Consider the following 26171-nt stretch of genomic DNA (forward strand, 5'->3'; position numbering starts at 1 on the left):
GGAATGCGGCTGATGCTTCGAGGTGAATCGTCGTTCCCTGCTTCCGGTGGCGCCCAGGCTCGAGGAGAGGCGACGGGAATCGGGGCGCCTCATGGAAGCCGCCGATGGCATCACCGAAAGCTACTGCAGCTGTACAGCGCTCGAATCCTGTGCCTCCGCCCGTCCTTTTGACGGGAGCGGTGTCGTTCCGACGATCGCTCCAGGAAATCTCTTCGTTCGAGAGGCTCCTGCCCGGAGCGCCGCAGGGAAATGCGGCGGTGTCTTCCGCGTCGGTGTGAAACGATGGAGCCGCCACGGCGCCGGCAGGAGCCAGAGCGGTGAGGCACAGAAACAACGCGAGACGGCCCATTCTAGGCGCGACCTCCTTTTCCCAAGCGGTTGGGCTCTGGATAGACGCCCTGGCCTTACCAAAAGGTTTAGACAAATCAGTTGTTGAGGAACGCTTCCAACTCGGCGCGCAGCGCGGCACTCTGCTCTACGATGGCACTGCCGCGGCTTCGAATTCCGCTTGGTGACACAGTAACCGGATCGCTCGTGGGCGCAGGGGCCTGCTCGGCACGCAGCAGGGCAACGCGTTCCCGCAGGATGCCGGCTTCAGGATCCACGAGGCCTGTCAGATGCGCCTCAGCTACGTTCGCGTCGCCTGCATCGAGAGCAAGTGAGGCACTCAGCAGCCGCTCGGCCGCCGTGGGCATGTCCGGCCCCCGGGATAGCGTGCGGAGCGCCAGCTTCGGGACATGGTTTTCCGCGATCCGGCGGGCGATGGCAATCCGCAGTTCCGCGTTCGGAACCGGGCGATCATCGAGGCTCACGATCTGCGTCAAGAACAGGGCGTCGTTCTCGATGGAAGACACGGTCGTGAACAGCTCCTCGTCGAGCCGCTTGGCCATGGCCGCGTCATCTTCGGCGAGAGTATCTATATCCGCGGCCGCGCGCAGATATAGTCCCGAGGTGATCTCGGCCCGGATGAGAGCACGCTGAAGCCTGTGACGGTCGCTACCGGTGATCTCGGGCAGAAAAGCGCGGGCTTGATCGAGGAGATCCGGTGGCACGGAAGCGCCGTCGTCCACCATGTTGTCGACCATCATCCGAAGCGCGGCAGCGGCTTCGGGCGTGCGGCGTGCAACGATCTCTTCAAGGTCGGCGGCGGGTACTGGTTCGTCGTCCGCTGCCATGGTGAGTGACGTGAGATCCGGCAGAGCCCCCGCAGTCTCGCGCCGACCGCTCGCAGCGGCCACGAGGCGAGCGCCTTCATCGTTGCCGAGCGCGATCAAGCCCTCGATCGCGCGGCGTTCCAAGTGAGTTCGCGCAGCCTCGGGCGACGCGGCCAGCGCATCGAGTACCGATCCAATGCGAAGAGGCGCAGCGGGCGGGTTCGAGATCAATGCGAAGAGGGCCAGTGAATCCCCGCACTCCGCGACCGAGGCAATCTCGGGCGCAGGCCCAGGTGCGTCGACCAGTTGAGCGATTTGCGACAAAAGACGGATGTCTCGTTCGTCGCCACTGACGACATCGAGAACTCCCTTCGCTTCGATCCCGAAACCCAGCGAAATGAGCCGCTTGGCCTCTGCCACGGTCCACTCAGCGTCAGCAGCTTCGGGAGGAAGTGTCCACCGCAATGTCGCCCATGTGTCGAGCGTCTCCTCAGCAAAGGCGGGGCAGGCGGCACGCGGGATGACCTCGTCGTATCCGCGGGTATCCCGCGTGATCTGACTTTCCACCTGCAACTGGCCCGGTCGGGGAACTTCGTCTTCGATTTCGATCTCTGGTTCGACGGGTGTATCGTCCGGAACGGCGGGTTCCGCGTCGGGTGGTAGCCCCAGGTCGGCTCTCAGCCCGGCACGCAGCGCGGCTGCGCGCTCCGCACGGATGGACGCGGGCAGGGGGTCGGCGTCCGGCTCCGTCTCGACCGGGAGACTGTTGGTGAGCAAGCCGGGCAAGAGCATGCGGCGATGCAAGGGCTCGGCGACAACCGCCGTTTCCCGCGGCGCGGGGCGGGGCGGCTCAAGCGGGGCTGCATCTTGCGAAACGTCCAGAACGAGGCTGTTGCCGTATCGAAACGTTTCCGGCGCGCAGGCGCATGCCAGTTCGACAACCAGTTCTCCGGGGCCAGCCTGCCGGAACGAGGTGATGCGCTCGGTTCCGATGCGCCGGTAGACATCCGCGAGATCGTAAGTTGCGATTTCATCGGCCAGAATGCGTACGGTGGTCCCATCCTGCTCCAGGCGCCATGTTGCCTCGGCATTGAAATCGATCGCGATGCGCGTGAATCCATCATGCTCTGCGGTGCGCACGGGGATCGTCTGAGCAGCCGCGGCACTGGCGGAGATCGTAAGCAGGACCAATGTTGGGCGTATCATGCCGATTTCGACGCTTTCAGCGCCTCTTCGAGGACGTCGAACGCGGGTCGCTGGTGATGAGGTACGCTCTGGCGACCGACCTCGATGCAGATCGCGGCGCTGTGCTGATGCAGGTTTGCGACGAGCACCTCACGGATGAGCTGGTAAAATTGCGCTTCTTCCTCGGCCACGGCTTTCAGCTTCGTGGCGAAGGGACCCACGAAACCATACGCCAGGAACACGCCGAGGAACGTGCCGACGAGAGCGCCACCGATCATCTTGCCCAGAATCTCCGGCGGCTGGTCGATCGCTGCCATCGTCTTGATGACGCCCAGCACTGCGGCAACGATACCCAGCGCCGGAAGACCGTCGGCCATCGTCTGAAGGGCATGACTGGAATGGAGGGTGCCGTGCAGATGCGCCTCCATTCGCTTGTCGAGTACTTCTTCCACCTGGTGTGGGTCGTCATAATTCATGCTCGCCGATCGCATGGTGTCGCAGATCAGTTCGACCGCCTCGTGATCGGCCCGGATCTTGGGGTATTTCCCGAAGATTGTGCTTTCGGCCGGGTTCTCGATATGCATCTCGACCGCGAGCGGGTCACCCTTGCCGAGACGGATCAACTCGAACAGGAGGCAAAGCAGATCGCGATAGTCTTCGGCATTCCACTTCGGGCCTTTGAAGACCTTCCCGAGATCCTTGATCGTTCGCTTCACCGTGCTGCCGTCGTTGGCAAGCATGAAGGCGCCGGTGGCCGCACCCATGATCATGGCCAATTCGAAGGGCATGGCCTTGAGGATGATACCGAGCTTGCCGCCGGCGGCGAGATAGCCGCCGAAAACCATTACGAAGACGACGACGACGCCGATGATCGCGATCATGTCAGGTCACTCCTTGGGAAGATCGGCATGGCGGCCGGCCAGCATCACGCTGATGGCATAGGCCGCGTCGGGGGGCATGCCGGCGAGAATCGCGGCGGAGGCGGGCGGAGGCATCAAGCCAAGAAATCCGGCGCCGAAGGCGGGCGGCATCTGCTGAAAGAGAGCGGCAGCCTGGGCGGGCTTCATCGCGGCGTAGATCTGCGCGAGGTGCGAGAGATCGTCTTCAGCTGCTGTGTCGGCCATCTGGAGAAGCTCGCGCAATTCGAGTTCGGCGGCCTCGATCCCGTCAAGCTGGGAGCGAAGGGCCGTCTTTCCCTCGGCGATCCGCTCGCCTTCAACTGCGAGCTTGGCGGCACGTTCGTCGAGCTCTGCCTGCCGCGCGTCGAGCTCGGCAAGAAGTTCCGCGATTCCGTCCTCGGGCGTGGTCGCAGTCGATGCCGCGGCGTGAGCACTTCGCGAGGCGACGAGCTCGGACACGGCCGCCGCCACCGGACCATCCCCGAGCCGGAGGAGTCCCGATGCCATCAGCAGCCCAGCGAGGATCGGCAATACGCCGATACCCATCGTGCGCGCCTTTCGCTTGCTGCGCCGAATCATCGGGGGGCCATCCGGTGAGAGAAGAAGGGTTGCATTGCCGCAGTGCTGCGCGTCGCCGAGAAGGGCACCGCCGAGGCGGGTGCGACATTGGCCGCCGCGACGGGCTCGGCGAATCTTGCCGTTTCCGGCGCTACGCCGCCCGGTTCCGTCGGTGCGTCGTCCACGTCGTGGAGCGCAGCCATCGCCAATTCAAGGCGCCGCGCGACGCTGTCGGCCCGCTCCGTGACCTCGCGCAGTGTGTCGCCCGAGCCATCGGCGGCCTTCTTGGCCGCGTCGAGCGCACGCTTGAGATCATCCACCTGTGCGGACAGCACGGCGACCGCCCCGCCGACCCCGCGTTTCAGATCGGTGAACCGCGTCAACCGCCGGGACAGGACGAAGCAGTAGAAGGCGACGCCGACAGCGCCTCCGATGAGAAAAATATCAGCGATCAGGTCCATTCTGGTCCCCCTTTCAGCTCAGTACGAATTCCATGACGAGGATGTCGCGCACCCGGTTTGACCCGACCACAAGCGCAACACGCCGCAACAGCTGTGCGCGCAGTTCTATGAGCGCTCCGGGAGCGCTCAGGGAATTGGGATCGACCGCACGCAGATACGCATTCATCACGTCCACGACACGCGGCATCAGTTGCTCTACGTCGGGGGATTGCTCCCTTGCGACTTCGAGTTCGGCGCGAAAGCGCAGGTGGCGCGAGGCGTTCGGCCCCGTCAGCGACACCACGATCGGGGCGACGGGAATGAACGCCACTTCGGCAAGGTCGCCTCCCGCTGCCGTTGCCGAGGCTGCATGAAGCGGATCACCCTTGCCGCCATGGCTGCCGTCGGTCCGGGCGTGCTCTTCGGCGACAGCTCCGCCGCCGAGAACCATCCCCGAGAATACCGCATAGAAACCGCCCGCGCCCAGGACGAGGGCGAGAACGAGTCCGATAAACAGTCCCTTCTTGCCCTTCTTCGATGCGCCGTCTTCGCTGTCGGTTTCCTCGGCCATGCCGTGCGTCCGTCCCATTTCTTATCGTGGGGTCGGCATAAACCGGCAGAGACTAACCGATTATTAAGGTCGGTCTGAAAATCAGAACGCAAGACATGGGGAGCATCCCCGCGAAACGACAGGAGGTCGGTCTTGCAAAACATTGGCTCGGCTTGGCAGGCCCTTACGATGCAACGGCGCATTATAGTCATTGCCGCAACCGTCACCATGTTCGCGCTCGTCCTGGGCGTGGCACGGATGGCGTCGACGCCCAGTCTTACGCTTCTCTATTCGGGGCTCGAGCCGCAGGCGGCGGGTGATGTGGTCCAGGCTCTCGAACAGACGGGCGTTGTCTACGATGTTCGGGGCGGCGCCATTTATGTCGAGGAGGGCCGCCGCGACGAGCTTCGCATGACCCTTGCCAGTGAAGGCCTGCCGGCCAATGCCGCACAGGGCTACGAGTTGTTGGACACGCTCTCGGGCTTCGGCACGACGAGCCAGATGTTCGACGCCGCCTATTGGCGCGCGAAGGAGGGAGAGCTGGCGCGCACGATCGTGGCGTCGCCGGCCATTCAATCCGCCCGCGTCCATATCGCCAGTGCGGGCGCGCGGCCCTTCCAGCGTGACATCCGCACGACCGCTTCGGTCACCGTGACACCCGCAGGCGGCGGCCTCGCGGCAAGTCATGCGCGGGCCCTGCGCTATCTCGTGGCCGCGGCGGTATCGGGTCTGTCTCCCGAGGATGTCTCGGTGATCGACGCCATGGGCGGCGTGATTCTCGCCGGTGAGGACCGGCCGCAGGGTGCCGTGGGCGCTGACCGGGCGGCCGAGCTCAAGCGCAATGTGGAACGGCTGCTCGAGGCCCGGGTCGGCTATGGCAATGCGGTGGTCGAGGTAAATGTCGAGACGGTCACCGAAAGCGAGCAGATCCTCGAGCGGCGAATCGATCCCGAAAGCCGTGTGGCGATCAGCTCGGATGTCACGCAGTCGAACTCGTCCAGCACGCAAGCGGCGGACGGCGACGTCACTGTCGCCTCGAATCTGCCCGACGGCGATGCGGAAGGCGGGCAGGGCGGCGGTTCCGACAATGCCACTGAAAGCCGCGAGACGACGAATTTCGAGGTCAGCCAAATCGAACGTCAGGTAACCCGCTCGCCCGGCGCCATCGCGCGTGTCACCACGGCCGTCATGGTCGACGGCCTCCGCGAGACGGCTGCGGATGGCACGCTCACGTGGACGCCGCGGCCCGACGAGGAAATGGAGGCCCTGCGCGAGCTGGTTTCGGCCGCCATCGGCTTCGACGCCGAACGTGGCGACTCACTGTCGGTCCGCTCGATGCAGTTCGAACCCCTCCCGGGCGATGGCACGGCGCCTCTCGATCCCGCGCTCATGGGCCCCATCAACGTGATGCGCCTGGCGCAGATCGGGATCCTCGGGCTCGTCGCCCTTGCGCTTGGCCTCTTCGTGGTCCGCCCGATCCTGTCCAAATCCGGCACGTCGCCGCAGCTCGCACCGCCGCTCGGTTCGGACGCCGATGACGCAGACGAACCGCTGAATGGAGAGATCTTCTTTGGCAACGGCTTCGGCGATGACGACGACTCGCCCTTCGGCGGCTTCGCCGGGGGCGGCGGGGATGACGAAGAGCGCTCGCCGGTCGACCGGCTGCGCGAACTGATCGAAGAGCGGCAGGAAGAATCGCTCGAAATCCTCAAGTCGTGGATGGAAGACGAAGGCGATAAGGCATGAGCGGCCGCCCCCTGACCCTCGAAAACTTCCACTTCGTCCCGGCCCCTGAGATCCCGGTCGAGGTCTATGACGGCGAACGGCTCGAAGCCGAGCGGCTCGAGTCCTTCGACAAGGGCTACACCAGCGGCTGGGCCGACGCCTCCGCGGCCGCAGAATCCGCCGCGCAAGAGCGCGGGCAAGTCCTCGATAACCGGCTGGACGAACTGGCGTTCACCTTCCACGAGGCGCGGGCCCACGTCATGCGCGAACTTGGGCCGTTGCTGGACGCGATCGTGCGGACGGCGGTCCCGCGCATCCTCCACGACACGCTGGGGGCACGTCTTAACGAATTGTTCACCGAGATGGCCGAGGACGTGGCCGAGGCGGAGATCCAGATCCTCACCGCGCCGGGTGAGGCCGAGGGCGTGACCACGGCGCTGAAGGACCGCGCGCGTTTCCCCGTCTCGGTGCGGGATGACGACACCCTGGCTCCCGGGACGCTCCAGGTACGCCTCGGGGCCGCGGCACGTGAACTGAACCTGAACGCTCTCGAAACATCTCTGACCGACGCGCTCGAGGCGCTCGATACACTCAACGAGGAGACCCTGGCCCATGGATGAAGACTTCGCCGAGATCGAAGAGGTGGTGGAGACCCCGCGCGCGGCCTCGAACAACCCGCTGCACCACGTGCCGGTCGAGATCACCGTTTCGGTCGGCAAGGCTCGGCCCAAGCTGTCGGACCTGCTCAAGATGGAGCAGGGCGCGATCCTGAGCCTCGACACCAAGGTCGAGGACCCGGTCTGCCTCTATATCGGCGACCGGCTCATCGCGCGCGGCGAGCTGGAAGAACTCGACGGTGAAGAGGGGGGCATGCTCGCCGTCCGCCTGACTGAAATTGCCGAAATGGAGAGCGGCCTCTGATGCGCGCCAGCCCCCTCTTTCTTGCTGCCACGCTTCTGCTGCTGGCCCTGCCAGTCGAGGCGCAGCAACTCTCCATCGACTTTGGCGCCGAGGGAGAGGGGACGCTGGCCGGCCGCTCGATCCAGCTTCTGCTGGTGGTCACCGTGCTCAGCCTCGTGCCGGGGCTTCTGGTGATGATCACCTGTTTCCCCTTCCTGGTGACGACCCTGTCGATCCTGCGGCAGGGCATCGGCCTTCAGCAGTCGCCGCCGAACATGCTGATCGTGACGCTGGCGCTGTTCCTGACCTATTTCGTGATGGAGCCGACCTTCACCGAGGCCTGGACCACCGGCATCACCCCCCTCGTGGATGGCGAGCTGGAGGTCGAAGAAGGCGTGATGCGCGCGCTCGCTCCCTTCCGCGAGTTCATGGCCGCGCGCGTCGATCCCGAAACCTACGCGGCCCTCGCCGATCTTCGCCCCGACACCACCGGAACCAACCTGGCGCCCGACTCGCCACTGTCGATGCTGGTGCCGTCGTTCCTTCTGTCCGAAATCGGGCGCGCCTTCGAAGTCGGCTTCCTGATCTTCCTGCCCTTCCTCATCATCGACCTGGTGGTCGCCGCGATCCTGATGTCGATGGGCATGATGATGGTTCCGCCGGCTGTCGTGGCGCTGCCGTTCAAGCTGGCGTTCTTCGCTGTTGCCGATGGCTGGACGCTGATCTCGGGCGCACTCGTCCGCGGCTATATCTGACCCACAGGCGGTCCCGGACGGTCGCCGTCAGCCGCCGCTCTCGTCGTTCGACCCAGCGCTCAGCGATGCAATGCAGGCCCAGACATCCGCCACATCCTCTTCCGAACGCAGCTTGAACGACATCTTCCCGCGCGCTCCGCGGTCGTCGAGAGACGTGCGAAGGATGCCGGTCGGATCCCGGACACAGCCGACGAAGTCCGCCTCGGTCCATTCGAGGCCGGCTTCGCCTTCCTCGACCAGCGCGCCCGAATACCGGTAGTCCTCGACCGTTCCGGCTTGGCGACCTTACAGACGGTAGAGGTTCGGAGACCCGTCCGGCCCGGCCGGCGAGGGTCTCGCCATCATCGTCTTGAACGACGTGGCAGGCCTGAAACTGGTTGAAGACCTGCTCGCCGGCAGCCGGATCGCCCTTCATCTGAGCATCTTGGGTGAAAGCCGGCGCTCCGGCCAGGGCGATCGTTTCGAGCGTGTGCGTGAAGGTTTTATCGACTTCGTCCCATTGTGATACCGCCTCGGAATTCCGGCCGGGGGCAGGAGAGGTCCGCACCATTGCCGATCAATGGGGCTCATGCGCCCGGTCCTGCCGCTACCTCCAGTGCTGCAACAGCGGGCTGGCCTCGCCCGTAGTCGGGTCCGTCTTCGGCAGGGCGACCTCGGCAATACGGGCGCGGCTGTCGCCGATCCCCTCCTCGGCGCGGCGGGTCTCGAAATCCTCCTGCCCCGGCGGATAGGCGCCGCAGATGCGGAAATCGTCGCTCGAGGCGTTCAGCTTGTGGCCGGTCCCAGCCGGCAGGATCAGGCAATCTCCGGCCCGCACCGTCACGACTTCCCCCTCCGGACCGCCCAGCGTCAGTTCCGCTTCTCCGCTGGCGACGCAGAGGGCCTCGTGGGCGTCCGGGTGGTAGTGGTGATAGTCGAAGACCGTCCACGTCCAGGTACCGCCCCAGCCATTGGCCTCGATGCGGGCGCGGATCGCCCCCGCGTCGAGGCCCGCCATGCCTCCGCGGAGGATCACCACCGGCAGGTCGGGGTTGTTCGGCACGTCCGTGCCGGGCTCCAGGATCAGTGTGGTCACATCGGTCATGCCAGGTGAACGCCTGATCAAGCCGCCGGGTCCGCCCTTGCCACTCCGCGTCGGGGACCCGATCTTTTGGGTCTGGACGATGCCGACCCGATCTGCGGCCGACCCATCCCACCGGATGTAGCGCAGAGCATGCACCACCTGGTTCCCTAGTTCCGCGGCGGGAAGGGCAGCCCAACCGTCCTTATGCACCAGATCTGCGGCCTTAGGTGGCAAACGCACCGAGCTCACAACGCTTGTAAGTGCTCTCTTCCGGCGATGAACCAGCTACGCCTGGGCCGCGAGTCAGAAAACAGAATCCGCAACGCCCTTCTCTACATCCGCGCCGAGTGCATCCGAGACGGCACCGAAAGGGTCGAGCATGTGGAGGCCTTGTTACGGCTCTGCCGCCATGATCCGGTGTACGTTCCGAAGAAGAGACCGGCGCTTCACCAGGGGCGAGTTGCGTGTAGCGATCCTGCGGTCGCTGCGCGACGGGCCGAAGACCGGCCCAGAGATCGCAGCCAACATGGCGGAGGCCGAGGGGATGCCGTACCGAGACCCCTGCAAGCGCGTGTATCAGTCGCTTCACAACTTGCGAGATGCGGAGGCTGTGACGCGGGAGAATGAGCTGCTGCCGGCTTCGTGGACACCGGGCTAAGTTTGCATAGCTCGGGGCTCAGGTAGCCCAGCTTCGAGTGGCGGGCCCCCCTATTGTAGAAGCGCTCGATGTAGTCGAACGCATCGGCTCGGGCTGCAGCGCGGGTGCGTCGCTCGAAGATCCCGAAGGGGCCGCGCAAGCGGCGCTGAGACGTGGTCTGGACGCCGTCGCTTCCATGCCGCAAGAGTCGGTCCCAACCGCCAGAGGACGGAGCGCCAAGCCTGACCCCGGATCCGATCCTCCTCGCGCTTCTCGCGGCGGCCTTCGTGGTTGGCCTGTCGAAAGGCGGGTTGGCCTCGGCCGGGGCCCTTGCCGTGCCGGCGCTCGCCTTCGCGATGAACCCGGTGCAGGCCGCCGCGATCCTGTTGCCCGTCTTCATCGGGACCGACTGGATCGCCGTCTGGCTCTACCGCCGGGCCTACTCGCCGCGAAACCTGGCGATCCTCGTGCCGGCCATCTTGATCGGGGTGCTTGTCGCCACCGTCATCACGCCCTGGACTCCCGAGCCCGTGCTGCTGATCCTCACGGGCCTCATCGGGCTGTGGTTCGTCCTCCGCCGCTGGTTCGGCCCGGTCGTCACGGCGCCGGCCGAGGCGGGGGTTCTGCCCGGCCTCGGCTGGGGAATCCTGACGGGCATCACGTCCTTCATCACCCATTCGGGGTCGCCGCCGGCGCAGGCCTACCTGATGCCGCAGCGACTGCCGAAGCTGGAATTTGCCGGCACGATGGCGATCGCATTTTCCGTGTGCAACCTTGCGAAGCTGCCCGGATACTGGGCCATCGGCGCGCTAGAAGGCCTCGATGTCGAGCTGACGCTCGGGCTTCTGGTCTCGGGCGGGATCGGCACGATGATCGGGCGGTGGCTGACGGCGCGGTTGCCCGACGCCGTCTACCTTCGCGCGATCGAGGGGCTGCTTCTGACCCTCTCGATCCTGCTCATCGCCAAGGCGCTTCTCTAGGCGCTCGACTTGTCGAGGCTGCGCAGCACCCCGTCGCGGGTCAGCTGCCCGATGATGGCCCCGTTCTCCTCGACACCCACCGGATCGGGGGTGCCGATCACGGTCTCCAGGCTGTCGCGCACCAGCGCGTCGGCTGGCACCCGGATCTGCGGCGCGCCGTTCGCCGGCTCCATCACGTCGCGCGCGCGCAGCACGCCCAGCGGATTCATGTGGCGGACGAAATCGGCGACGTAGTCGTTCCGGGGGTCGTTGAAGATGTCCTGCGGCGTTCCCGTCTGGACGATCCGCCCGCCCTCCATGATCGAGATGTGGTTCCCGAGCTTGAACGCCTCGTCGAGGTCGTGGCTGACGAACAGGATCGTCCGCTTCAGCCGCTGCTGCAGCTCCAGCAGCTCGTCCTGCAGCTTCGTGCGGATCAGCGGGTCGAGCGCCGAGAACGGCTCGTCCATCAGCAGGATCGGTGCGTCGGTGGCGAAGGCGCGGGCGAGGCCCACGCGCTGCTGCATACCACCCGACAGCTCTCCGACCTTGCGTTCGGCCCACTCCGACAGGCCCACGAGCTCGAGCTGGTGGTCCACCCGCTCGCGCATCTCGGCCTTCTTCATTCCGCTGAGTTCCAGCCCCAGCCCGACATTCTCGCGCACCGTCCGCCAGGGCAGCAGGCCGAATTGCTGAAAGACCATCGCCACGTGGTGCATCCGCACCCGCCGCAGCGTTGCCGCGTCGGCATGGGTCACGTCGATCATCTGCTGGCCGTCATTGACGTGGACGGCGCCGCGGGCCACCGGGTTCAGCCCGTTGACCGCGCGCAGAAGCGTCGACTTGCCGGACCCCGACAAGCCCATGAGGACGAGGATCTCGCCCTCCTGCACCTCGACCGAGCAGTCGTGCACGCCCAGCACCTGGCCGGTCTGTTGCTGGATCTCGCCCCGCTGCATTCCCTTGTCCATGAGGGGCAGGGCCTGCTGCGGCTTCTCTCCGAAGACGATGCAGACGTTGTCGATCTTGACCGCCGTGCTCATTTGCGCGCTCCCACGTTCAGGATCCGGTCGAGCATGATGGCCACGACCACGATGACGAACCCGCTCTCGAACCCGAGTGCTGCGTTGACCGAGTTCAGCGCTCGGACCACCGGCACGCCCAAGCCATCAGCGCCGACCAGCGCGGCGATGACGACCATCGACAGTGACAGCATGATGGTCTGGTTCAGACCGGCCATGATCTGCGGCAGGGCCGAGGGCATCTCGACCTTCCACAGAAGCTGGCTGTTGGTGGCCCCGAAGGCGCGCGCGGCTTCGGTCAGCGCCGGCGGGGTTGACGCGATGCCAAGGTAGGTCAGGCGGATCGGCGCGGGCAGCACGAAGATCACCGTGGCCATGAGGCCCGGCACCATGCCGATGCCGAAGAACACGATGGCCGGGATCAGGTAGACGAAGGTCGGCAGCGTCTGCATCAGGTCCAGCACCGGCCGGATCGCCGCGTAAAGCTTGGGGCGGTGCGCCGCTGCGATACCGATGGGTACGCCGATGCCCATGCACACGATGCAGGCCGACAGCACCAGCGTCAGGCTTTCGGTCGTCTCTTCCCAGTAGTCCTGGTTCAGGACGAACAGGAAGCCGAGCGCCACGAACAGGCTGACCTTCCACGACCGTTGCAGCGCCCATGTCACCGCCACGAAGAACGCGATGACCAGCAGTTCCGGCGGGCTCTGCAACACCCACAGGATGCCCTCGATCAGCTTTTCCCCTACGCTCGAGATGCCGTCGAGCACGACTTCGAAGTTGTTTGCGATCCAGTCGAACACGGCCTCGGCCGCGTCGCCCACTGGGATCTTGTTCTCGGTAAGCCAGTCCAACGGCGTTGCTCCTTGCTTCGAATCCCTGTTTGCCGGACGGTCGCTCCGCAGTCCCAGCGGAGGCCACAATGTCCGACCTGATGTTTTTCACCAACCCCATGTCGCGCGGCCGCATCGTCCGCATGATGCTCGAGGAGGTCGGCGCGGAATACGCCACGACCGTCCTCGAATACGGCCCCGAAATGCGGTCTTCCGAGTACCTCGCGATCAACCCGATGGCAAAGGTGCCTGCGATCGTCCATCGCGGCACGGTCGTGACCGAGGCCGCGGCGATCTGCGCCTACCTCGCCGATGTCTATCCCGACGCCGGTCTCGCGCCGCCGCCGACCGAGCGCGGCGCGTATTACCGCTGGCTCTTCTTCGGGGCGGGACCGGTCGAAGCGGCGGTGACGAACGCGACGTTCAACATCGACACCTCGGACCCGCAGATCCGCGGGAGGGTGGGGTATGGCGATCTTGCCTCTGTGCTCGACACGCTCGAAGGGGTCATGTCGGATCGCGAGTGGCTGCTGGGCGAGCGGTTCTCGGCAGTGGACGTGTATCTCGGCAGCCAGGTCGCGTGGGGCATGATGTTCGGCACGATCGAGAAGCGGCCGGCGTTCGAATCCTACGCCGCCCGCCTCCGGGAACGCCCCGCGATACAACGCGCCGCCGCGAAGGACGACGCGCTGATGCCTCCGCAGGGCGGCTGAGGTCACAGCTCGAGGTGCTCCTGCACCGCCGGCAGGCCTTCTTCGCCGTCGACGGTGGTCACGCCTTCAAGCCAGGGCTCGATGGTTTCGGGGTTTTCCTGAAGCCATTCGCGCGCGGCTTCGGCCGGGTCGGCACCGTCCTCGAGGATGGAGCCCATGATCTCGTTTTCCATCGGAAGCGAGAAGTCCATCTGCTGAAGCAGCTTGCCGGCGTTCGGGCACTCTTCGACATAGCCTTCGCGCGTCACGGTGTGCACGACGCCTTCACCGCCGAAGAAGTCCTCGCCACCGGTCAGGTATTCCAGCTCGAAGTTGGCGTTCATCGGGTGCGGCGCCCAGCCGAGGAACACGATGTCCTCCTGGTCGTCCACGGCGCGGCGCACCTGCGCGAGCATCCCCTGCTCGGAGCTTTCGCGGACGCTGAACTCGCCCATGCCGTACTCGTCCTCTTCGGTCAGGCCGATGAGGTAGATGTTGCCCTCGTTGCCGGGCTCGATCCCGTAGATCGTCCCGTCGAGCTCTTCCTCGAATTCGGCGAGGTCCTCGTAGGTCTGCAGGCCCTTTTCATAGGTGTAGGCCGGTACGGCGAGGTTGTACTTCGTACCCTGCAGGTTCTCGTTGACCTGCTCGATCTCGCCGGATTCGAGGTAGGGCGTGATGGCCTGCGTCTGCGACGGCATCCAGTTGCCGAGGAACGCGTCCACGTCGTCGCCTTCCAGCGAGGCGAACGTGACGGGCACCGACAGCACCTTCACCTCGACATCGTAGCCCAGCCCGGTGAAGACCTGGTTGGCGATCGCGGTCGTGGCGGTGATGTCCGTCCAGCCTACGTCCGAGAACGTGATGCTGTCGCACTGTGTTTCCTGGGCGTGGGCGGCGCCAGCCACCATGAGCGCCAGTGCAGAGGCGGTCGTGATCAGTTTCATCGTTGGTCTCCCTGTAGGTTCGGCTATTGATTGACGGGTCAATTAAATGCTAGTTGCCGAAGCATGGCAACAGTTGTTCCGAAAAAGGTGGCCGTGGCAGCGAAACCGCCACGGGAGCGGGCCGAAGTTCGGCGCCGTGCGGATTTGATAGCCGCAACCGTGGCCGAGATCGGCGAGGCCGGCTCGCTCGACGCGACGGTCGGACGAATCGCCAAGCGCGCCGGAATGAGCCCCGCGCTCGCCTTCCACTATTTCGGCGACAAGGAGACGCTGTTCCTCGCCGCCATGCGCCACGTCCTGACGGTGTTCGGCCGCGAGGTCAGCGCGGCGCTTGCCACGGCCGACGCCCCCGAGGCGCGCGCGCAGGCGATCATCCGCGTCAGCTTTTCGCAGCAGAACTTCCGCCACGAGGCGATCGCCGCATGGCTGAACTTCTATGTCATGGCGCAACGCTCGCGCGGCGCCCGGCGGCTGTTGTCGGTCTATCGCCGGCGGCTCGCGTCGAACCTGACTCACGCCCTGCGACCGATCCTTGGTCCCTCCGCACCGGCCGCAGCCGAGCGCATCGGCGGCCTGATCGACGGTCTTTACCTGCGCGCCGCGCTGGATGACGAGACGACGGCCGCGAACGCTGTCGCGCAGGTCATGACCACACTCCACCACGAACTGAAGGAGGCATCGTGAGCGACGCCCGCCCGAACATCCTCGTCATCATGGTCGACCAGCTGACCGGCACCCTGTTCCCCGACGGCCCGGCGGATTTCCTGCATGCCCCGAACCTCAAGCGATTGGCCGAGCGGTCGGCCCGGTTCCGGAACGCCTACTGCGCCAGCCCCCTCTGCGGGCCGTCGCGGGCCAGCTTCATGACCGGGCAGTTGCCGTCCTCGACCGGGGTCTACGACAATGCGGCCGAGCTTCCCGCGTCCATGCCGACCTACGCGCACCACCTGCGCCGCGCGGGCTACCAGACCTGCCTTTCGGGCAAGATGCACTTCGTCGGCCCCGACCAGCTTCACGGGTTCGAGGAACGCCTGACGACCGACATCTATCCGGCCGATTTCGGCTGGACCCCCGACTACCGCAAGCCGGGCGAGCGAATCGAGTGGTGGTATCACAACATGGGCTCGGTCACCGGCTCGGGCGTGGCCGAGATCACCAACCAGATGGAGTATGACGACGAGGTCCAGTACAACGCTGTCCGCAAGATCTACGACCTCTCGCGAGGCAAGGACGAACGGCCGTGGATGATGACCGTCAGCTTCACGCACCCTCACGATCCTTACGTCGCGCGCAAGAAATTCTGGGATCTCTACGAGGATTGCGAGCACCTGTCGCCGCACGTGCCGTCGATCCCCTATGACGAGCAGGACCCCCATTCGCAGCGCATCTGCGACGCCAACGACTGGCGCAATTTCGAGATCTCGGACGAGAACATCGCCCGCTCCCGCCGCGCCTATTTCGCCAACATCTCGTATCTGGACGAGAAGGTGGGAGAGCTTCTGGACGTGCTGGAAAGCACCCGGCAGGAGGCGACGATCGTCTTCACCAGCGACCACGGCGACATGCTGGGCGAGCGCGGACTGTGGTTCAAGATGAGCTTCCGCGAAGGCTCGGCCCGCGTGCCGATCATGGTCTCGGGCCCCGGCATCGAGGCTGGCCTCGTGACGGACCCCGTCTCGACCATCGATATCTGCCCGACCCTTTGCGACATCGCGGGGATCACCATGGGCGAGGTCGAGCCCTGGACCGCGGGCGAAAGCCTGTTGCCGGTCGCGGCGGGGCAGGGGCGTCAGCAGCCCGTCCGCATGGAGTATTGCGCCGAGGCCTCCTACGCGCCGCTCGTCGCGCTGCGCGAGGGCAAGTGGAAATACATCCGCTGCCCGCTCGACCCCGAACAGCTCTTCGACCTCGAAGCCGATCCGCACGAGATGACGAACCTCGCGCCCGATCCGTCCCATGACGAGGTCCTCATGAAGTTCCGGCAGGAGTCCGACGCCCGCTGGGACCTCGCGAGGTTCGACGACGAGATCCGCAAGAGTCAGGCCGCCCGCTGGGTCGTATACGAAGGCTTGCTTCAGGGGCAGCAGACCGCGTGGGATCACCAGCCGGTCCTGAACGCCGCGCAGCGATACATGCGCAACCACATGGACCTGAACGTGGTCGAAGAGAGCCAGCGATTCCCGCGCGGCGAGTGAATAAGGCGCGGGTTCCGCCCGAGGAACCGGCCCCCCGACCGAGGTGTAAAGAATGACCGATGTGAAACCGACCGCCAGCCACTACGTCGACGGCGCCTACCTGGACGACGCCGACGGCCAGCCCTTCGACGTGATCTACCCCGCGACGGGCGAGACGCTGGCCACCGTTCACGCCGCCACCAAAGCGGTGACCGACGCCGCGCTCGACGCGGCGACCCGCGCGCAGGCTGAATGGGCCGCCCTGTCGCCGCGCTCGCGTGGCCGCGTCCTGACCGACGCCGCCCGCATCATGCGCGAGCGCAACCGCGAACTCTCGATCATCGAGACGCACGACACCGGCAAGCCCCTGCAGGAGACGCTGGTCGCCGACGCGACCTCGGGTGCCGACGCACTCGAATATTTCGGCGGCATCGCCAACGGCCTGACGGGCGAGCACATCCAGCTGGGTGACGACTGGGCCTACACGATCCGCGAGCCGCTGGGCGTCTGCGTCGGCATCGGCGCGTGGAACTACCCGACGCAAATCGCCTGCTGGAAGGCCGCGCCCGCACTCGCCTGCGGCAACGCGATGGTCTTCAAGCCGTCCGAGAACACCCCCCTCGCGGCCCTCAAGGTCGCCGAGATCCTGACCGAGGCCGGCGCCCCTCCGGGCCTGTTCAACGTGGTGCAGGGCATGGGCGAGGTCGGCGGCCGCCTGATCACCGATCCGCGCGTGGCGAAGGTGTCGCTGACCGGCTCGGTCGGGACGGGGAAAAAGGTCTACTCAGCCGCCGCTGCCGAGATGAAGCACGTCACGATGGAGCTTGGCGGTAAATCCCCCATGCTCGTCTTCGACGACGCCGATATCGAGAACGCGGTGTCGGGCGCGATCCTCGGCAACTTCTATTCCTCGGGACAGGTATGCTCGAACGGCACCCGCGTCTTCGTGCATCGCAGCGTGAAAGAGCAGTTCCTCGACCGCCTCGCCAAGCGCCTTGCCACGGCCAAGCTTGGCGATCCGCTGGACGAAGAGACCAACTTCGGCCCCATCGTCAGCCAGCAGCAGCTCGACATCATCCTCGGCTACGTTGCCCGCGGGAAGGAAGACGGCGCGCGCCTCGTCACCGGGGGCGCGCGGCTGGACAAACCGGGCTTCTGGATGTCCCCCGCGATCTTCGCCGACGTGACCGACGACATGACCATCGCCCGCGAAGAGATCTTCGGCCCGGTCATGTCCGTCCTCGACTTCAACGACGAGGACGAGGCCATCCGCCGCGCCAACGACACCCCCTACGGCCTGTCCGCCGGCGTCTACACTCAGAACCTTGCTCGCGCGCACCGGGTCATCCGCAAGCTCCACGCCGGGTCGTGCTTCATCAATTCGTATAACGACGCCCCGGTCGAGGTGCCGTTCGGCGCCGTCAAGCAGTCCGGCGTGGGGCGCGAGAACGCCAAGGCCGCCATCGAGCACTACAGCCAGCTCAAGTCCGTCTACGTGCGGATGGGCGACACCGAGGCACCCTTCTGATGCAGGCCGATTACGTCATCGTCGGCTCCGGCAGCGCCGGCTGCGCCATGGCTTACCGCCTGTCCGAGGCGGGCAAGTCGGTCATCGTCATCGAGCATGGCGGCACCGACATGGGCCCCTTTATCCAGATGCCGGGCGCGCTGTCCTACCCGATGAACATGGCCCGCTACGACTGGGGCTATTCCAGCCAGCCCGAGCCGCACCTTGATGGCCGCCGCCTTGCCGCGCCGCGTGGCAAGGTGATCGGCGGGTCGTCCTCGATCAACGGGATGGTCTATGTGCGCGGCCACGCACGCGACTTCGATACCTGGCGCGACATGGGCGCCGACGGTTGGGGCTATGCCGATGTGGTGCCCTACTACGAACGGCTCGAGAACTGGCACGAGCGTGGCCACGGCGGCGACCCCGACTGGCGCGGCAAGGACGGCCCGCTGCACGTCACGCGTGGGCGCATGGACAACCCCTTGACCCGCACCTTCATCGATGCCGGGCGTCAGGCGGGCTATGAAGTCACCGGCGACTACAACGGCGAAAAGCAGGAGGGGTTCGGCCCCTTCGACATGACCGTCTATCGTGGCCGGCGCTGGTCCGCGGCCAACGCCTACCTGCGGCCTGCGCTGAAGCGCAAGAACTGCACCATGGTTAACGCCTTCGCCCGTAAGGTCGTGATCGAGAACGGCCGCGCCACCGGCGTCGAGGTCGAGCGTGGCGGCAATGTCGAGATGATCGGCGCGACGTCCGAGGTGATCCTCGCCGCTTCGGCCTTCAACTCGCCAAAGCTCTTGATGCTCTCGGGGATCGGCCCGGCCGAGCACCTGCGCGAGCACGATATCGAGGTGGTCGCCGACCGCCCCGGCGTCGGCCAGAACCTGCAGGACCACCTGGAGCTTTACCTGCAAGCCACGTCGAAACAGCCGGTCAGCCTGTTCCGCTACTGGAACCTGCTGGGCAAGGCCTATGTCGGCGCCCGCTGGCTCTTCACCAAGACCGGCCCCGGCGCGTCGAACCAGTTTGAAAGCGCGGCCTTCATCCGCTCGGCCGCAGGCGTGGACTATCCCGACGTCCAGATCCACTTCCTGCCGATCGCCGTGCGCTACGACGGCAAGGCGGCGGCAGAGGGGCACGGCTTCCAAGCCCATGTCGGCCCCATGCGCTCGAAGTCGCGCGGGGCGGTGACGCTTGCCTCTGCCGACCCCAAGGACGCCCCGAACATCCTGTTCAACTACATGAGCCATGAAGACGACTGGCGCGACTTCCGCACCTGCATCCGCCTCGTCCGCGAGGTCTTTGGGCAGGAGGCCTTCGCCCCCTACTACGGCCACGAGATCCAGCCGGGCGCCGACGCGCAATCCGACGAGGCGCTGAACGCCTTCATCAAGGAGCACGTCGAGTCGGCCTACCACCCCTGCGGCACGGCAAAGATGGGCCGTGCCGACGATCCCATGGCCGTGGTCGATCCCGAGACCCGCGTGATCGGCGTCGAGGGACTGCGCCTCGCCGACAGCTCGATCTTTCCGCAGGTCCCGAACGGCAATCTCAACGCCCCGTCGATCATGGTCGGTGAGAAGGCGGCCGATCACGTCCTCGGCAAGACGCCCCTGCCACCCTCCAACCGCGAGCCGTGGATGCATCCGAACTGGCAGACCGAGCAGCGGTAAGCGAAAGTGCACGCCACGCGCGACCAGCGGGGTCCGCTGGAAGACATTTTCGGGAACGGTCGCCCGCTGCAGCCGGACCGGTCGACCGCACTGCGGACGGGGTGGCGGCGGTCGGCGAACCTCAGCGCCCCCGCAGATCCCGGATGCGGATGGCGTCCAGGTTCACGGGACGCCCGTTCTCGTCGAAGGGGGACTTGAACGAGAACGCGAACGACGACGTACCATGATCGTGAAGATGTTCGAGCCGTCGTACCCCTTGGCGCCATGTGGGGGGCGCTTTTCCGTCGTGCCACCAGAGAACGAGCGGAGGCCAACTCGGCTTCCTGAACCACTCCCGGCCCCGTTTGAGAGCCTGTGCGTGAAGACCGCTATAGGTAAAGACGTAGAGGCTTTCGAGATCCTCCCAGAGGGACAGGGTTGCGGGTGACCACCCATCCCCCGCCTCGTCGTAGAACCGGGGATAGACCTCCTCTCCCCACGGCGAGGGTCCCGCATCCGAGGCATATCCCGATCGTGCGATCAGACCTTCCGTCCGATCCGCGAGCGCGAAGATCGGATCATTCAACTCGCGAAAGCCGTCATTTACCGGGCTGTCTGCCGGTCCGGCGAACTGTCCGAACGTATAGAGGGCGAGTGACATGTCGTGACGCGATCCCGAATGAGGCACCCTCAACCGATAGGGGATCGACGCTTCTCATGTCCATCTTGGACTCGGAACGTCCGATCGCTTCGCCATTGAAGCGGCCAGCACTACCCGCTGTGGCGCCGCAGTCCCGCGTCTAGTCCTTACTCGGCGATGCTGCAGCGACCGTGATCGGGCTTTCGCAAGATAAGCTTTCATCGCCCCCCTGGTCCTGCGGAGGCAGCGGCCAGGGGCGTTCCGCTAGCCGCGCCCCAGGTGACGAGGGCGTGCCCGTCAATCGCCGGTATGCGCGAGCCCTGACAGGGGCAGCCAGCCTTCCCATCCCGCCGCCCGGACCTTCTGCCAATCCCTGACGGCGTAGGGAAGGGGCCTGATCCCGCACTGCTCGGCCGGCAATTCGGTCAAGGCGCGCGAATGCGGTGCAGGCCAGGCGCGTATGGTGCGGACGTCGGTGGAGGCTGCAGCGGTAAAGCAGAAGTCGACCTTCGGCAGCGCGGCGATGTAGTGCCGGTGGACCCAGCCTGCATAGTGGCCGTCCTCGGCGGGGCACCACGATCCCTGGCACGCGCCGGTCACGACGATCCCGCAGGACCCGTAGGCAAGACGGGCGAGGATTGCCGCGTTCGTTCCCGGTCCCTCCCTGAGGTTCAGTCGGTCGTCGGAGGGGACGTTCACGACGCAGTGCTCGGAACCGGGCTCTACCGGGGCCGCGAGCAGGGGCGCGGCGGACAGGAAGGCAAGGGTGAGCGCGAAGAAGGGCAGCGCGAATCTAGGCACGGTAGACCTCGTGGATGGGCAGTGATGCATCACAGCCGATCTCTGGCTCCGGCCTTCGAAGCGGTCAAGTGGTGACGACAGGCTCGAACTTAGCGCGACGTCCGCTATGCGCGCGCCGACGATTCGAGCGCCGAGGTCTTCCCCGCTGCACGATCCGCGTTCACCGGTGTTTGGAACCTCGTGGAAAGTCGCTCATTCTCCTTCGAAGGAGCGAAGCGAGCGATGGAAACAGGCGTAAGCATCGATTGGGCGCAGGTGGTGGAGAGCCTCGTACGGGTCGTCGTCGCATTCGCTCTGGCAATTCCAGTTGGGTGGGAGCGGGAAAGCGGCACCTCGAGCGCCGGTCTGCGAACGTTTCCCGTGGTCGCGATGGCCGCTTGCGGGTACGCCTTGATCGTGAAGACAATGCCCGATGCCACGGCGGATTCTCAGGCGCGCCTGCTTCAGGGTCTGCTGGCCGGGATCGGCTTCATCGGCGGTGGCGCGATCGTGAAGAACGGCTCGAACGTCCGCGGGATCGTGACGGCCGCGAGCATCTGGAATACCGGCGCGATAGGAGCTTCGGTGGCATATGGACGCGAGGAAATCGCCATCGTTCTCAGCCTGCTGAATTTCCTGACGTTGCTGGTGCTGACCCCTCTCGAGAAACAACTCCACGACCCCGTGGAGGACGACGATGTCGAGCAGTAGCCGAGCCTTCCAAAACGGAGAGGACTGGAGATGACGATACGCCTCTTCGGTTTTGGACACGGGCAAGGAGGATTCCCATGATCCGCCGCCTCTGGACCGAATACATCCTTCCCGTCTTCCGCCGTCCGAACCGATACCAGGTCGCGGCCCTGTGTTGGCGTATCGAGGACGACGTGCTGCAGATGCTTCTGCTGACGTCGCGCCAGACCCGGCGCTGGGTGTTGCCGAAGGGCTGGCCCATGGCTGGCTTCGGCGCACTGGACACGGCGCGCGAGGAGGCCTGGGAAGAGGGCGGCGTCCGTCTCGAACAAGAGGGGCTCCACCTCGGCCGCTATTCTTATTCCAAGCGGATGCGCGGTGTGCCGGTTCGAACGGATGTCGATGTCTTCGCCGTCCGCGTGATCTCGGTCTCGGACAGCTTCCCGGAGGCCGCGGAACGCGAGCGCCGCTGGGTGACGCCCTCAGAGGCGGCGGAAATGGTGGACGAACACGACCTTGCTGCGCTACTGCGCGACGCCGCGCGATTGATCGCGCCGTCACACGACCACTGAAATGGACGATCCATTGGCCGCTCCTGACAATTCCTATCGCTGGAAGACGCTCGACTCCGATCTGAACCGGGTCTCCCGCGTCGAGTCCGCGACGATGTTCGTGTCGCGTCCGCTTGTCGGCGTGGGTGTGTCGATGGTGGTGATCTTGGTCGCTGCCCTCGCTGCCGGGATCGTCACGTCGGGAGGGTCGGTCTTCGTCATCGTGGCTGCGGCCTTCGGGGCTTACATGGCCCTAAATATCGGCGCCAACGACGTGGCCAACAACATGGGGCCGGCTGTCGGGGCGAACGCCCTGTCGATGGTCGGAGCCATCGCCATCGCGGCCATCTGCGAAACCGCAGGGGCGCTTCTGGCCGGGGGCGATGTCGTTTCGACGATCTCGAAAGGCATCGTCGCACCCGAGAGCTTCGCGGACCCCACGGGTTTCATGCTGTCGATGATGGCCGCGCTACTGGCGGCCGCGATCTGGGTGAACCTCGCCACGTGGATCGGGGCACCCGTATCGACCACTCATTCCGTGGTGGGCGGTGTTCTGGGTGCCGGCGTTGCGGCGGCCGGGTTCGACGCCGTGTCGTGGCCGACGATGGGTGCGATCGCGGCGAGCTGGGTGATCTCGCCGGTGCTGGGTGGGTTGATCGCCGCGGCGCTGCTTTCCCTGGTCAACTTCACCATCATTTATCGCGACGATCGGATCACGGCGGCTCGAACCTGGGTGCCGGTGCTCATCGGAGTCATGACGACAGCCTTCACCGCCTATCTGGCCGTGAAGGGTCTGAAGAAGGTGATCGACATCGAGCTGTTCGGAGTGATCGCCATCGCCGTGCCAATGGGCGTGCTGTCCGCGCTGGCTGCAAGGCCGCTAGTGCGTCGTCAGTCCCGCACGCTTCCGAACGAGGAAAAGTCCCTCAACGTGCTGTTCCGCCTGCCGCTGGTCGTTTCCGCCGCGCTCTTGTCCTTCGCGCACGGAGCAAACGACGTGGCCAATGCGGTGGGCCCCCTTGCGGCGATCGTCAGTGCCGAGGCAAGCGGTGCGGTCCAGGGGCAGGTCTCGATTCCGCTCTGGGTCATGCTGATCGGTGCCGCGGGCATCAGCTTCGGCCTGGTGCTGTTCGGCCCGAAGCTCATCCGCATGGTCGGCAACCAGATCACGAAGCTGAACCCGATGCGCGCGTATTGCGTGGCCCTCTCGGCGGCCGTCACCGTGATCGCTGCGTCGTGGTTGGGCCTGCCGGTCAGTTCCACGCATATCGCGATCGGCGGGATTTTTGGCGTGGGGTTCTACCGGGAGTGGGATGCAGAACAACGCGCACGGGCCCGGAACAAGACGCGCCAGCCCGCCGAGAAGCTCGCCCGAGAGGAGCGCCGTCGCCGCAAACTGGTGCGGAGATCGCATTTCATGACGATCGCTGCCGCGTGGGTCATCACCGTACCTGCCGCAGCGCTGCTTTCCGCTGCCGCTTCGACGTTGCTGTTCTGGGTGACGACCTAGGGGCGCTCCATCACTCGCAGGAAAAGGAACAGCCCGGGTGCGGACCTCGGACCGAGATGTCCGTCACAAATCGGTCCGGAAGCATTGTAGAATGAGTGGTAGCACCCGACGCCGCACCAACCCGGTGACGCGATGTCTCAAGGCATCTGGCGAGCGCATCACCGCGCCTGCGCCACACTGAAATACAGCTGACTTAAAGCGACGGGATAACAGGGGAATTGGTGCCCAGGAGAGGCACGGAGTTTCTCCCTTATCCCTTCTTGGTAAGCAAGTCAAAGACCAGGTTTGCAAGGGAATATCTGGCTTGTGACTCGACGTATGGTCGCAAAGGGTGCATGAGGTGGCCCACCAAATGGCCCACCAGATGCGAGCGAGATTTCGATCATGGCGATACACAAACTGACGGATTGGGAGGTCCGCAACGCTACGGGCGAACGGTCTGACGGGGGCCAGCTTTACCTGAAGGTCACCCCGGCAGGATCACGATCTTGGGTCTTCCGCTGGACCGTCGAGGGAAAGCGCTGTCGGCGCGGCTTGGGTGCATACCCCGGCGTAAGCTTGGCTCTGGCTCGTGCAACTGCCGCCGAGTGGCGTCAGCGGCTCGCTGAGGGAGGGGACATTCGAGAGAGGACGAAGCCTGCAAAGGCCGAGACTTTTGCTGAGGCTACTGCGAAGCTCTTCGAGCTGAAGCAAAGCGCCCTCAAGGGCGGTGGCGAGGCAGGGAGGTGGATGTCGACTCTGAACCATCACGCGCTCAGCCGCCCCTTCGCGGCAAAGGCTGTGGCAGAGATTGTGCTGGCCGATGTGGTGGAGATCGTCCGCCCGGTATGGGAGCGTGATGTCGGGCGGAAGCTTCTCAACAAGATCGGGCAAGTTATGGAGAACGCGCGAGGGAGGGATGCCCGAGTCCTCGCCGATGTTGAAAAGCTCGCCAAGGCACAACTTCCACAGGTTCGGCGCAGAAGCGTTAATCACCCTGCTCTGGCGTGGCGCGATATGCCTAGCCTCTGGGCAAGCGCGGGTGACGATGTGAAGGGCCTGAGTTTCCGATTTTACCTGCTCAACGTTCCCCGCGTCGCAAACGTCACGCGAGCGCGGTGGGGTGAGGTGGACTGGGAGGCGGGGGTCTGGGACATTCCCCCAGAAAACATGAAGTCGGAGGAGCCTTTCGCTGCGCCCCTGTCGCGGCAGTCTGTCGACATCTTGCGCGAGGCAAAGCGGCGCTGGGGTAGCTCTCCCGATGACTACATATTCCCCGACGAAGATGCATATAAGCATGGTCGGGTGTCCGAGAATGCGTGGGGAAACTGGCTCAAGGAGGGCGGCTGGCCTTCGACGTGCGGTAAGATCGCCGTCCCACACGGCTTCCGGGCGACATTTGGAACGTGGTGTGGCGACGAGGAAATCTGCAGTCGGGTCATGCAAAAGCGGTGCATCCAGCACAAGGTCGAGTCGCCGCAGGATGCCGCATACCTACGGTCGCAGCTCTTGCGTCCCCGTCGTGATATTATGCAGGCGTGGGCCGATCACGTTACTTCCAGCGAGGCGGAGCGGAAAGCTCGACGCGAGGAAGCGGAGCGGTCCAGGAAGCGTCTCGCCGTGCTCCATCCGTCCCGGCCGGGAGGCGATCTTGATTGGACCTATGCCGACGTCCTCAAGTGGTCCCGCCAGACCGAGCCTAGTTACGAACCCGACTTGCCTAGCCATCAGGAGTTGGAGCGGTGGGCGCGTGGAGACGGTATCGACTGACAGCCGTCCCAAGCGCAACCGCAGTGCCCTGCCGGTCGAACGCTTGCCTCAACCGGTACTGTCTTCGCTCTGGTGGCTGGCGCGGACACGGTGAAAGGCGTGCAGCGCAGGCTCGGCGGGCGAGGGCGACCGTCCTTTTACACTCACCAAAGGTGGTGGCCATCGAGGTCGAGCAGCATTGCTGGCGCCACACTCGACAGGCTCGGATAAGCCTGTAGTCGCGGTCGCCCAATGTCACAATTTCGTGATATCTGAGCATTTTTGCTGCATTAGGTCAAGCGTGTTGATGCTTAAAGAAACGGTCAGCTCCACGCTTCTATGCGCTCTAGACCGAGCAGTGTACTGATAAACATACAGAATAACCTATATCCTTGCGGAAATGCGGCATGCTTGGACGTCGCTATAAGTGTCAAGCGATTGTTCACATTCATACATTCTGCCGTTTGTCAACGGATCATTGCGGATTCTCCTGACTTGTGGCATAAACCATCACATAACAGGAGAGACTGGCATGCCGTTCGCGAGCGGCAGGTTGGTCCATCATCATCACAGAGCTGCGGTGCTCCGTCAGCTCTCTCCATCCCGCAAGGAGA

At 65.2% G+C, this 26171-nt stretch carries 26 protein-coding genes; 15 read left to right on the forward strand and 11 right to left on the reverse strand.

What is annotated here, in order from left to right; genetic code table 11:
• Window positions 1–425: 425 nt before the first annotated feature.
• From PAM7066_RS10135 to PAM7066_RS10155, 5 genes are all read right to left on the reverse strand, one after another.
• Window positions 426–2294 carry a hypothetical protein gene (locus PAM7066_RS10135; RefSeq protein WP_139838413.1) on the reverse strand — a complete coding sequence of 623 codons (1869 nt, stop codon included), beginning with the start codon at window positions 2292–2294 and terminating at the stop codon, window positions 426–428.
• Window positions 2295–2356: 62 nt separating this feature from the next.
• Complete coding sequence (motA, locus tag PAM7066_RS10140) at window positions 2357–3220, reverse strand: flagellar motor stator protein MotA (RefSeq protein WP_085854057.1); 864 nt, start codon at window positions 3218–3220, stop codon at window positions 2357–2359.
• 6 nt (window positions 3221–3226) lie between these two features.
• On the reverse strand, window positions 3227–3817 hold the full coding sequence (locus PAM7066_RS10145; RefSeq protein ID WP_085854058.1) for a MotE family protein: 591 nt from the start codon (window positions 3815–3817) through the stop codon (window positions 3227–3229).
• Window positions 3814–4257, reverse strand: a complete 444-nt coding sequence (locus tag PAM7066_RS10150; RefSeq protein ID WP_090928913.1) for a hypothetical protein — start codon at window positions 4255–4257, stop codon at window positions 3814–3816. Before PAM7066_RS10150 ends, PAM7066_RS10145 begins: the two co-directional genes overlap by 4 nt.
• A 13-nt stretch (window positions 4258–4270) precedes the next feature.
• Window positions 4271–4807: a flagellar basal body-associated FliL family protein gene (locus tag PAM7066_RS10155; protein WP_085854059.1), complete on the reverse strand. Its 537-nt coding sequence runs from the start codon at window positions 4805–4807 to the stop codon at window positions 4271–4273.
• A 132-nt stretch (window positions 4808–4939) separates the two neighbouring features.
• Here PAM7066_RS10155 and fliF point away from each other — a divergent pair, with 132 nt between their 5' ends.
• The 5 genes from fliF (at window position 4940) to PAM7066_RS19340 (ending at window position 8671) form a co-directional block, all read left to right on the forward strand.
• Window positions 4940–6532 carry a flagellar basal-body MS-ring/collar protein FliF gene (gene fliF, locus PAM7066_RS10160; protein ID WP_090928916.1) on the forward strand — a complete coding sequence of 531 codons (1593 nt, stop codon included), beginning with the start codon at window positions 4940–4942 and terminating at the stop codon, window positions 6530–6532.
• Complete coding sequence (locus PAM7066_RS10165) at window positions 6529–7131, forward strand: FliH/SctL family protein (protein WP_085854061.1); 603 nt, start codon at window positions 6529–6531, stop codon at window positions 7129–7131. The genes fliF and PAM7066_RS10165 overlap by 4 nt, the downstream gene beginning before the upstream one ends.
• A complete protein-coding gene (locus tag PAM7066_RS10170; protein ID WP_085854062.1) occupies window positions 7124–7432 on the forward strand; it encodes a FliM/FliN family flagellar motor switch protein in 309 nt (102 codons plus the stop codon). The genes PAM7066_RS10165 and PAM7066_RS10170 overlap by 8 nt, the downstream gene beginning before the upstream one ends.
• On the forward strand, window positions 7432–8166 hold the full coding sequence (gene fliP, locus PAM7066_RS10175) for a flagellar type III secretion system pore protein FliP (protein WP_085854063.1): 735 nt from the start codon (window positions 7432–7434) through the stop codon (window positions 8164–8166). The genes PAM7066_RS10170 and fliP overlap by 1 nt, the downstream gene beginning before the upstream one ends.
• 349 nt (window positions 8167–8515) lie before the next feature.
• Window positions 8516–8671 (forward strand): hypothetical protein, encoded by a 156-nt coding sequence (locus PAM7066_RS19340; RefSeq protein WP_245749650.1) that lies wholly within the window; start codon window positions 8516–8518, stop codon window positions 8669–8671.
• A gap of 81 nt (window positions 8672–8752) precedes the next feature.
• Here the strand turns inward: PAM7066_RS19340 and PAM7066_RS10185 are convergent, their stop codons facing one another.
• Window positions 8753–9250, reverse strand: coding sequence for a cupin domain-containing protein (locus PAM7066_RS10185; RefSeq protein ID WP_085854064.1), 498 nt, complete (start codon window positions 9248–9250; stop codon window positions 8753–8755).
• Window positions 9251–10123: 873 nt separating this feature from the next.
• Here PAM7066_RS10185 and PAM7066_RS10200 point away from each other — a divergent pair.
• On the forward strand, window positions 10124–10846 hold the full coding sequence (locus tag PAM7066_RS10200) for a sulfite exporter TauE/SafE family protein (RefSeq protein WP_276327461.1): 723 nt from the start codon (window positions 10124–10126) through the stop codon (window positions 10844–10846).
• On the opposite strand, the gene choV is transcribed toward PAM7066_RS10200, so the two are convergent.
• Both choV and choW read right to left on the reverse strand, forming a co-directional pair.
• Window positions 10843–11868 (reverse strand): choline ABC transporter ATP-binding protein, encoded by a 1026-nt coding sequence (gene choV / locus PAM7066_RS10205; protein ID WP_085854066.1) that lies wholly within the window; start codon window positions 11866–11868, stop codon window positions 10843–10845. The two genes, PAM7066_RS10200 and choV, sit on opposite strands and share 4 nt — an antisense overlap.
• Window positions 11865–12701 carry a choline ABC transporter permease subunit gene (gene choW, locus PAM7066_RS10210; protein WP_085854067.1) on the reverse strand — a complete coding sequence of 279 codons (837 nt, stop codon included), beginning with the start codon at window positions 12699–12701 and terminating at the stop codon, window positions 11865–11867. Before choW ends, choV begins: the two co-directional genes overlap by 4 nt.
• Before the next feature lie 68 nt (window positions 12702–12769).
• Between choW and PAM7066_RS10215 the strand changes: the two genes are divergently transcribed.
• Complete coding sequence (locus PAM7066_RS10215; protein ID WP_085854068.1) at window positions 12770–13393, forward strand: glutathione S-transferase family protein; 624 nt, start codon at window positions 12770–12772, stop codon at window positions 13391–13393.
• A 2-nt stretch (window positions 13394–13395) separates the two neighbouring features.
• Here PAM7066_RS10215 and choX read toward each other — a convergent pair whose 3' ends face one another.
• Complete coding sequence (choX, locus tag PAM7066_RS10220; protein WP_085854069.1) at window positions 13396–14319, reverse strand: choline ABC transporter substrate-binding protein; 924 nt, start codon at window positions 14317–14319, stop codon at window positions 13396–13398.
• A gap of 63 nt (window positions 14320–14382) precedes the next feature.
• Between choX and betI the strand changes: the two genes are divergently transcribed.
• From betI to betA, 4 genes are read left to right on the forward strand one after another with little or no spacing between them, the layout of a single operon-like run.
• Window positions 14383–15003, forward strand: a complete 621-nt coding sequence (betI, locus tag PAM7066_RS10225; protein ID WP_085854070.1) for a transcriptional regulator BetI — start codon at window positions 14383–14385, stop codon at window positions 15001–15003.
• Window positions 15000–16514, forward strand: coding sequence for a choline-sulfatase (betC, locus tag PAM7066_RS10230; protein ID WP_276326075.1), 1515 nt, complete (start codon window positions 15000–15002; stop codon window positions 16512–16514). Before betI ends, betC begins: the two co-directional genes overlap by 4 nt.
• A 52-nt stretch (window positions 16515–16566) precedes the next feature.
• The gene (gene betB / locus PAM7066_RS10235; protein WP_085854071.1) at window positions 16567–18021 is read left to right on the forward strand and encodes a betaine-aldehyde dehydrogenase; all 1455 of its coding nucleotides are present in this window, start codon (window positions 16567–16569) and stop codon (window positions 18019–18021) included.
• Complete coding sequence (betA, locus tag PAM7066_RS10240; protein WP_085854072.1) at window positions 18021–19679, forward strand: choline dehydrogenase; 1659 nt, start codon at window positions 18021–18023, stop codon at window positions 19677–19679. The genes betB and betA overlap by 1 nt, the downstream gene beginning before the upstream one ends.
• A 121-nt stretch (window positions 19680–19800) precedes the next feature.
• On the opposite strand, the gene PAM7066_RS10245 is transcribed toward betA, so the two are convergent.
• A complete protein-coding gene (locus tag PAM7066_RS10245) occupies window positions 19801–20319 on the reverse strand; it encodes a DUF3291 domain-containing protein (RefSeq protein ID WP_085854073.1) in 519 nt (172 codons plus the stop codon).
• A 276-nt stretch (window positions 20320–20595) separates the two neighbouring features.
• On the reverse strand, window positions 20596–21099 hold the full coding sequence (locus tag PAM7066_RS10250; RefSeq protein WP_175484618.1) for an SH3 domain-containing protein: 504 nt from the start codon (window positions 21097–21099) through the stop codon (window positions 20596–20598).
• Between the two features lie 222 nt (window positions 21100–21321).
• Between PAM7066_RS10250 and PAM7066_RS10255 the strand changes: the two genes are divergently transcribed.
• From PAM7066_RS10255 to PAM7066_RS10270, 4 genes are all read left to right on the forward strand, one after another.
• Complete coding sequence (locus tag PAM7066_RS10255; RefSeq protein ID WP_085854075.1) at window positions 21322–21789, forward strand: MgtC/SapB family protein; 468 nt, start codon at window positions 21322–21324, stop codon at window positions 21787–21789.
• A 77-nt stretch (window positions 21790–21866) separates the two neighbouring features.
• Window positions 21867–22340, forward strand: coding sequence for an NUDIX hydrolase (locus tag PAM7066_RS10260; RefSeq protein WP_085854076.1), 474 nt, complete (start codon window positions 21867–21869; stop codon window positions 22338–22340).
• Between the two features lies 1 nt (window position 22341).
• Window positions 22342–23829, forward strand: coding sequence for an inorganic phosphate transporter (locus PAM7066_RS10265; protein WP_085854077.1), 1488 nt, complete (start codon window positions 22342–22344; stop codon window positions 23827–23829).
• A 384-nt stretch (window positions 23830–24213) separates the two neighbouring features.
• On the forward strand, window positions 24214–25578 hold the full coding sequence (locus PAM7066_RS10270) for a tyrosine-type recombinase/integrase (protein WP_085854078.1): 1365 nt from the start codon (window positions 24214–24216) through the stop codon (window positions 25576–25578).
• Window positions 25579–26171 lie beyond the last annotated feature (593 nt).

It is taken from the genome of Palleronia marisminoris, assembly GCF_900172315.1.
Taxonomy (GTDB): domain Bacteria; phylum Pseudomonadota; class Alphaproteobacteria; order Rhodobacterales; family Rhodobacteraceae; genus Palleronia; species Palleronia marisminoris.

Excerpts from the sequence above, each read along its gene's own strand:
- PAM7066_RS10150 (WP_090928913.1), bottom strand. The coding sequence starts at position 4,257 with ATGGACCTGATCGCTGATATTTTTCTCATCGGAGGCGCTGTCGGCGTC.
- PAM7066_RS10265 (WP_085854077.1), top strand. The coding sequence starts at position 22,342 with ATGGACGATCCATTGGCCGCTCCTGACAATTCCTATCGCTGGAAGACG.
- fliP (WP_085854063.1), top strand. The coding sequence starts at position 7,432 with ATGCGCGCCAGCCCCCTCTTTCTTGCTGCCACGCTTCTGCTGCTGGCC.
- PAM7066_RS10185 (WP_085854064.1), bottom strand. The coding sequence starts at position 9,250 with ATGACCGATGTGACCACACTGATCCTGGAGCCCGGCACGGACGTGCCG.
- PAM7066_RS10215 (WP_085854068.1), top strand. The coding sequence starts at position 12,770 with ATGTCCGACCTGATGTTTTTCACCAACCCCATGTCGCGCGGCCGCATC.
- PAM7066_RS10255 (WP_085854075.1), top strand. The coding sequence starts at position 21,322 with ATGGAAACAGGCGTAAGCATCGATTGGGCGCAGGTGGTGGAGAGCCTC.
- betB (WP_085854071.1), top strand. The coding sequence starts at position 16,567 with ATGACCGATGTGAAACCGACCGCCAGCCACTACGTCGACGGCGCCTAC.
- PAM7066_RS10145 (WP_085854058.1), bottom strand. The coding sequence starts at position 3,817 with ATGATTCGGCGCAGCAAGCGAAAGGCGCGCACGATGGGTATCGGCGTA.
- PAM7066_RS10155 (WP_085854059.1), bottom strand. The coding sequence starts at position 4,807 with ATGGCCGAGGAAACCGACAGCGAAGACGGCGCATCGAAGAAGGGCAAG.
- PAM7066_RS10270 (WP_085854078.1), top strand. The coding sequence starts at position 24,214 with ATGGCGATACACAAACTGACGGATTGGGAGGTCCGCAACGCTACGGGC.
- PAM7066_RS10165 (WP_085854061.1), top strand. The coding sequence starts at position 6,529 with ATGAGCGGCCGCCCCCTGACCCTCGAAAACTTCCACTTCGTCCCGGCC.
- choX (WP_085854069.1), bottom strand. The coding sequence starts at position 14,319 with ATGAAACTGATCACGACCGCCTCTGCACTGGCGCTCATGGTGGCTGGC.
- PAM7066_RS10260 (WP_085854076.1), top strand. The coding sequence starts at position 21,867 with ATGATCCGCCGCCTCTGGACCGAATACATCCTTCCCGTCTTCCGCCGT.
- PAM7066_RS10170 (WP_085854062.1), top strand. The coding sequence starts at position 7,124 with ATGGATGAAGACTTCGCCGAGATCGAAGAGGTGGTGGAGACCCCGCGC.
- betI (WP_085854070.1), top strand. The coding sequence starts at position 14,383 with ATGGCAACAGTTGTTCCGAAAAAGGTGGCCGTGGCAGCGAAACCGCCA.
- betA (WP_085854072.1), top strand. The coding sequence starts at position 18,021 with ATGCAGGCCGATTACGTCATCGTCGGCTCCGGCAGCGCCGGCTGCGCC.
- PAM7066_RS10245 (WP_085854073.1), bottom strand. The coding sequence starts at position 20,319 with ATGTCACTCGCCCTCTATACGTTCGGACAGTTCGCCGGACCGGCAGAC.
- choV (WP_085854066.1), bottom strand. The coding sequence starts at position 11,868 with ATGAGCACGGCGGTCAAGATCGACAACGTCTGCATCGTCTTCGGAGAG.
- motA (WP_085854057.1), bottom strand. The coding sequence starts at position 3,220 with ATGATCGCGATCATCGGCGTCGTCGTCGTCTTCGTAATGGTTTTCGGC.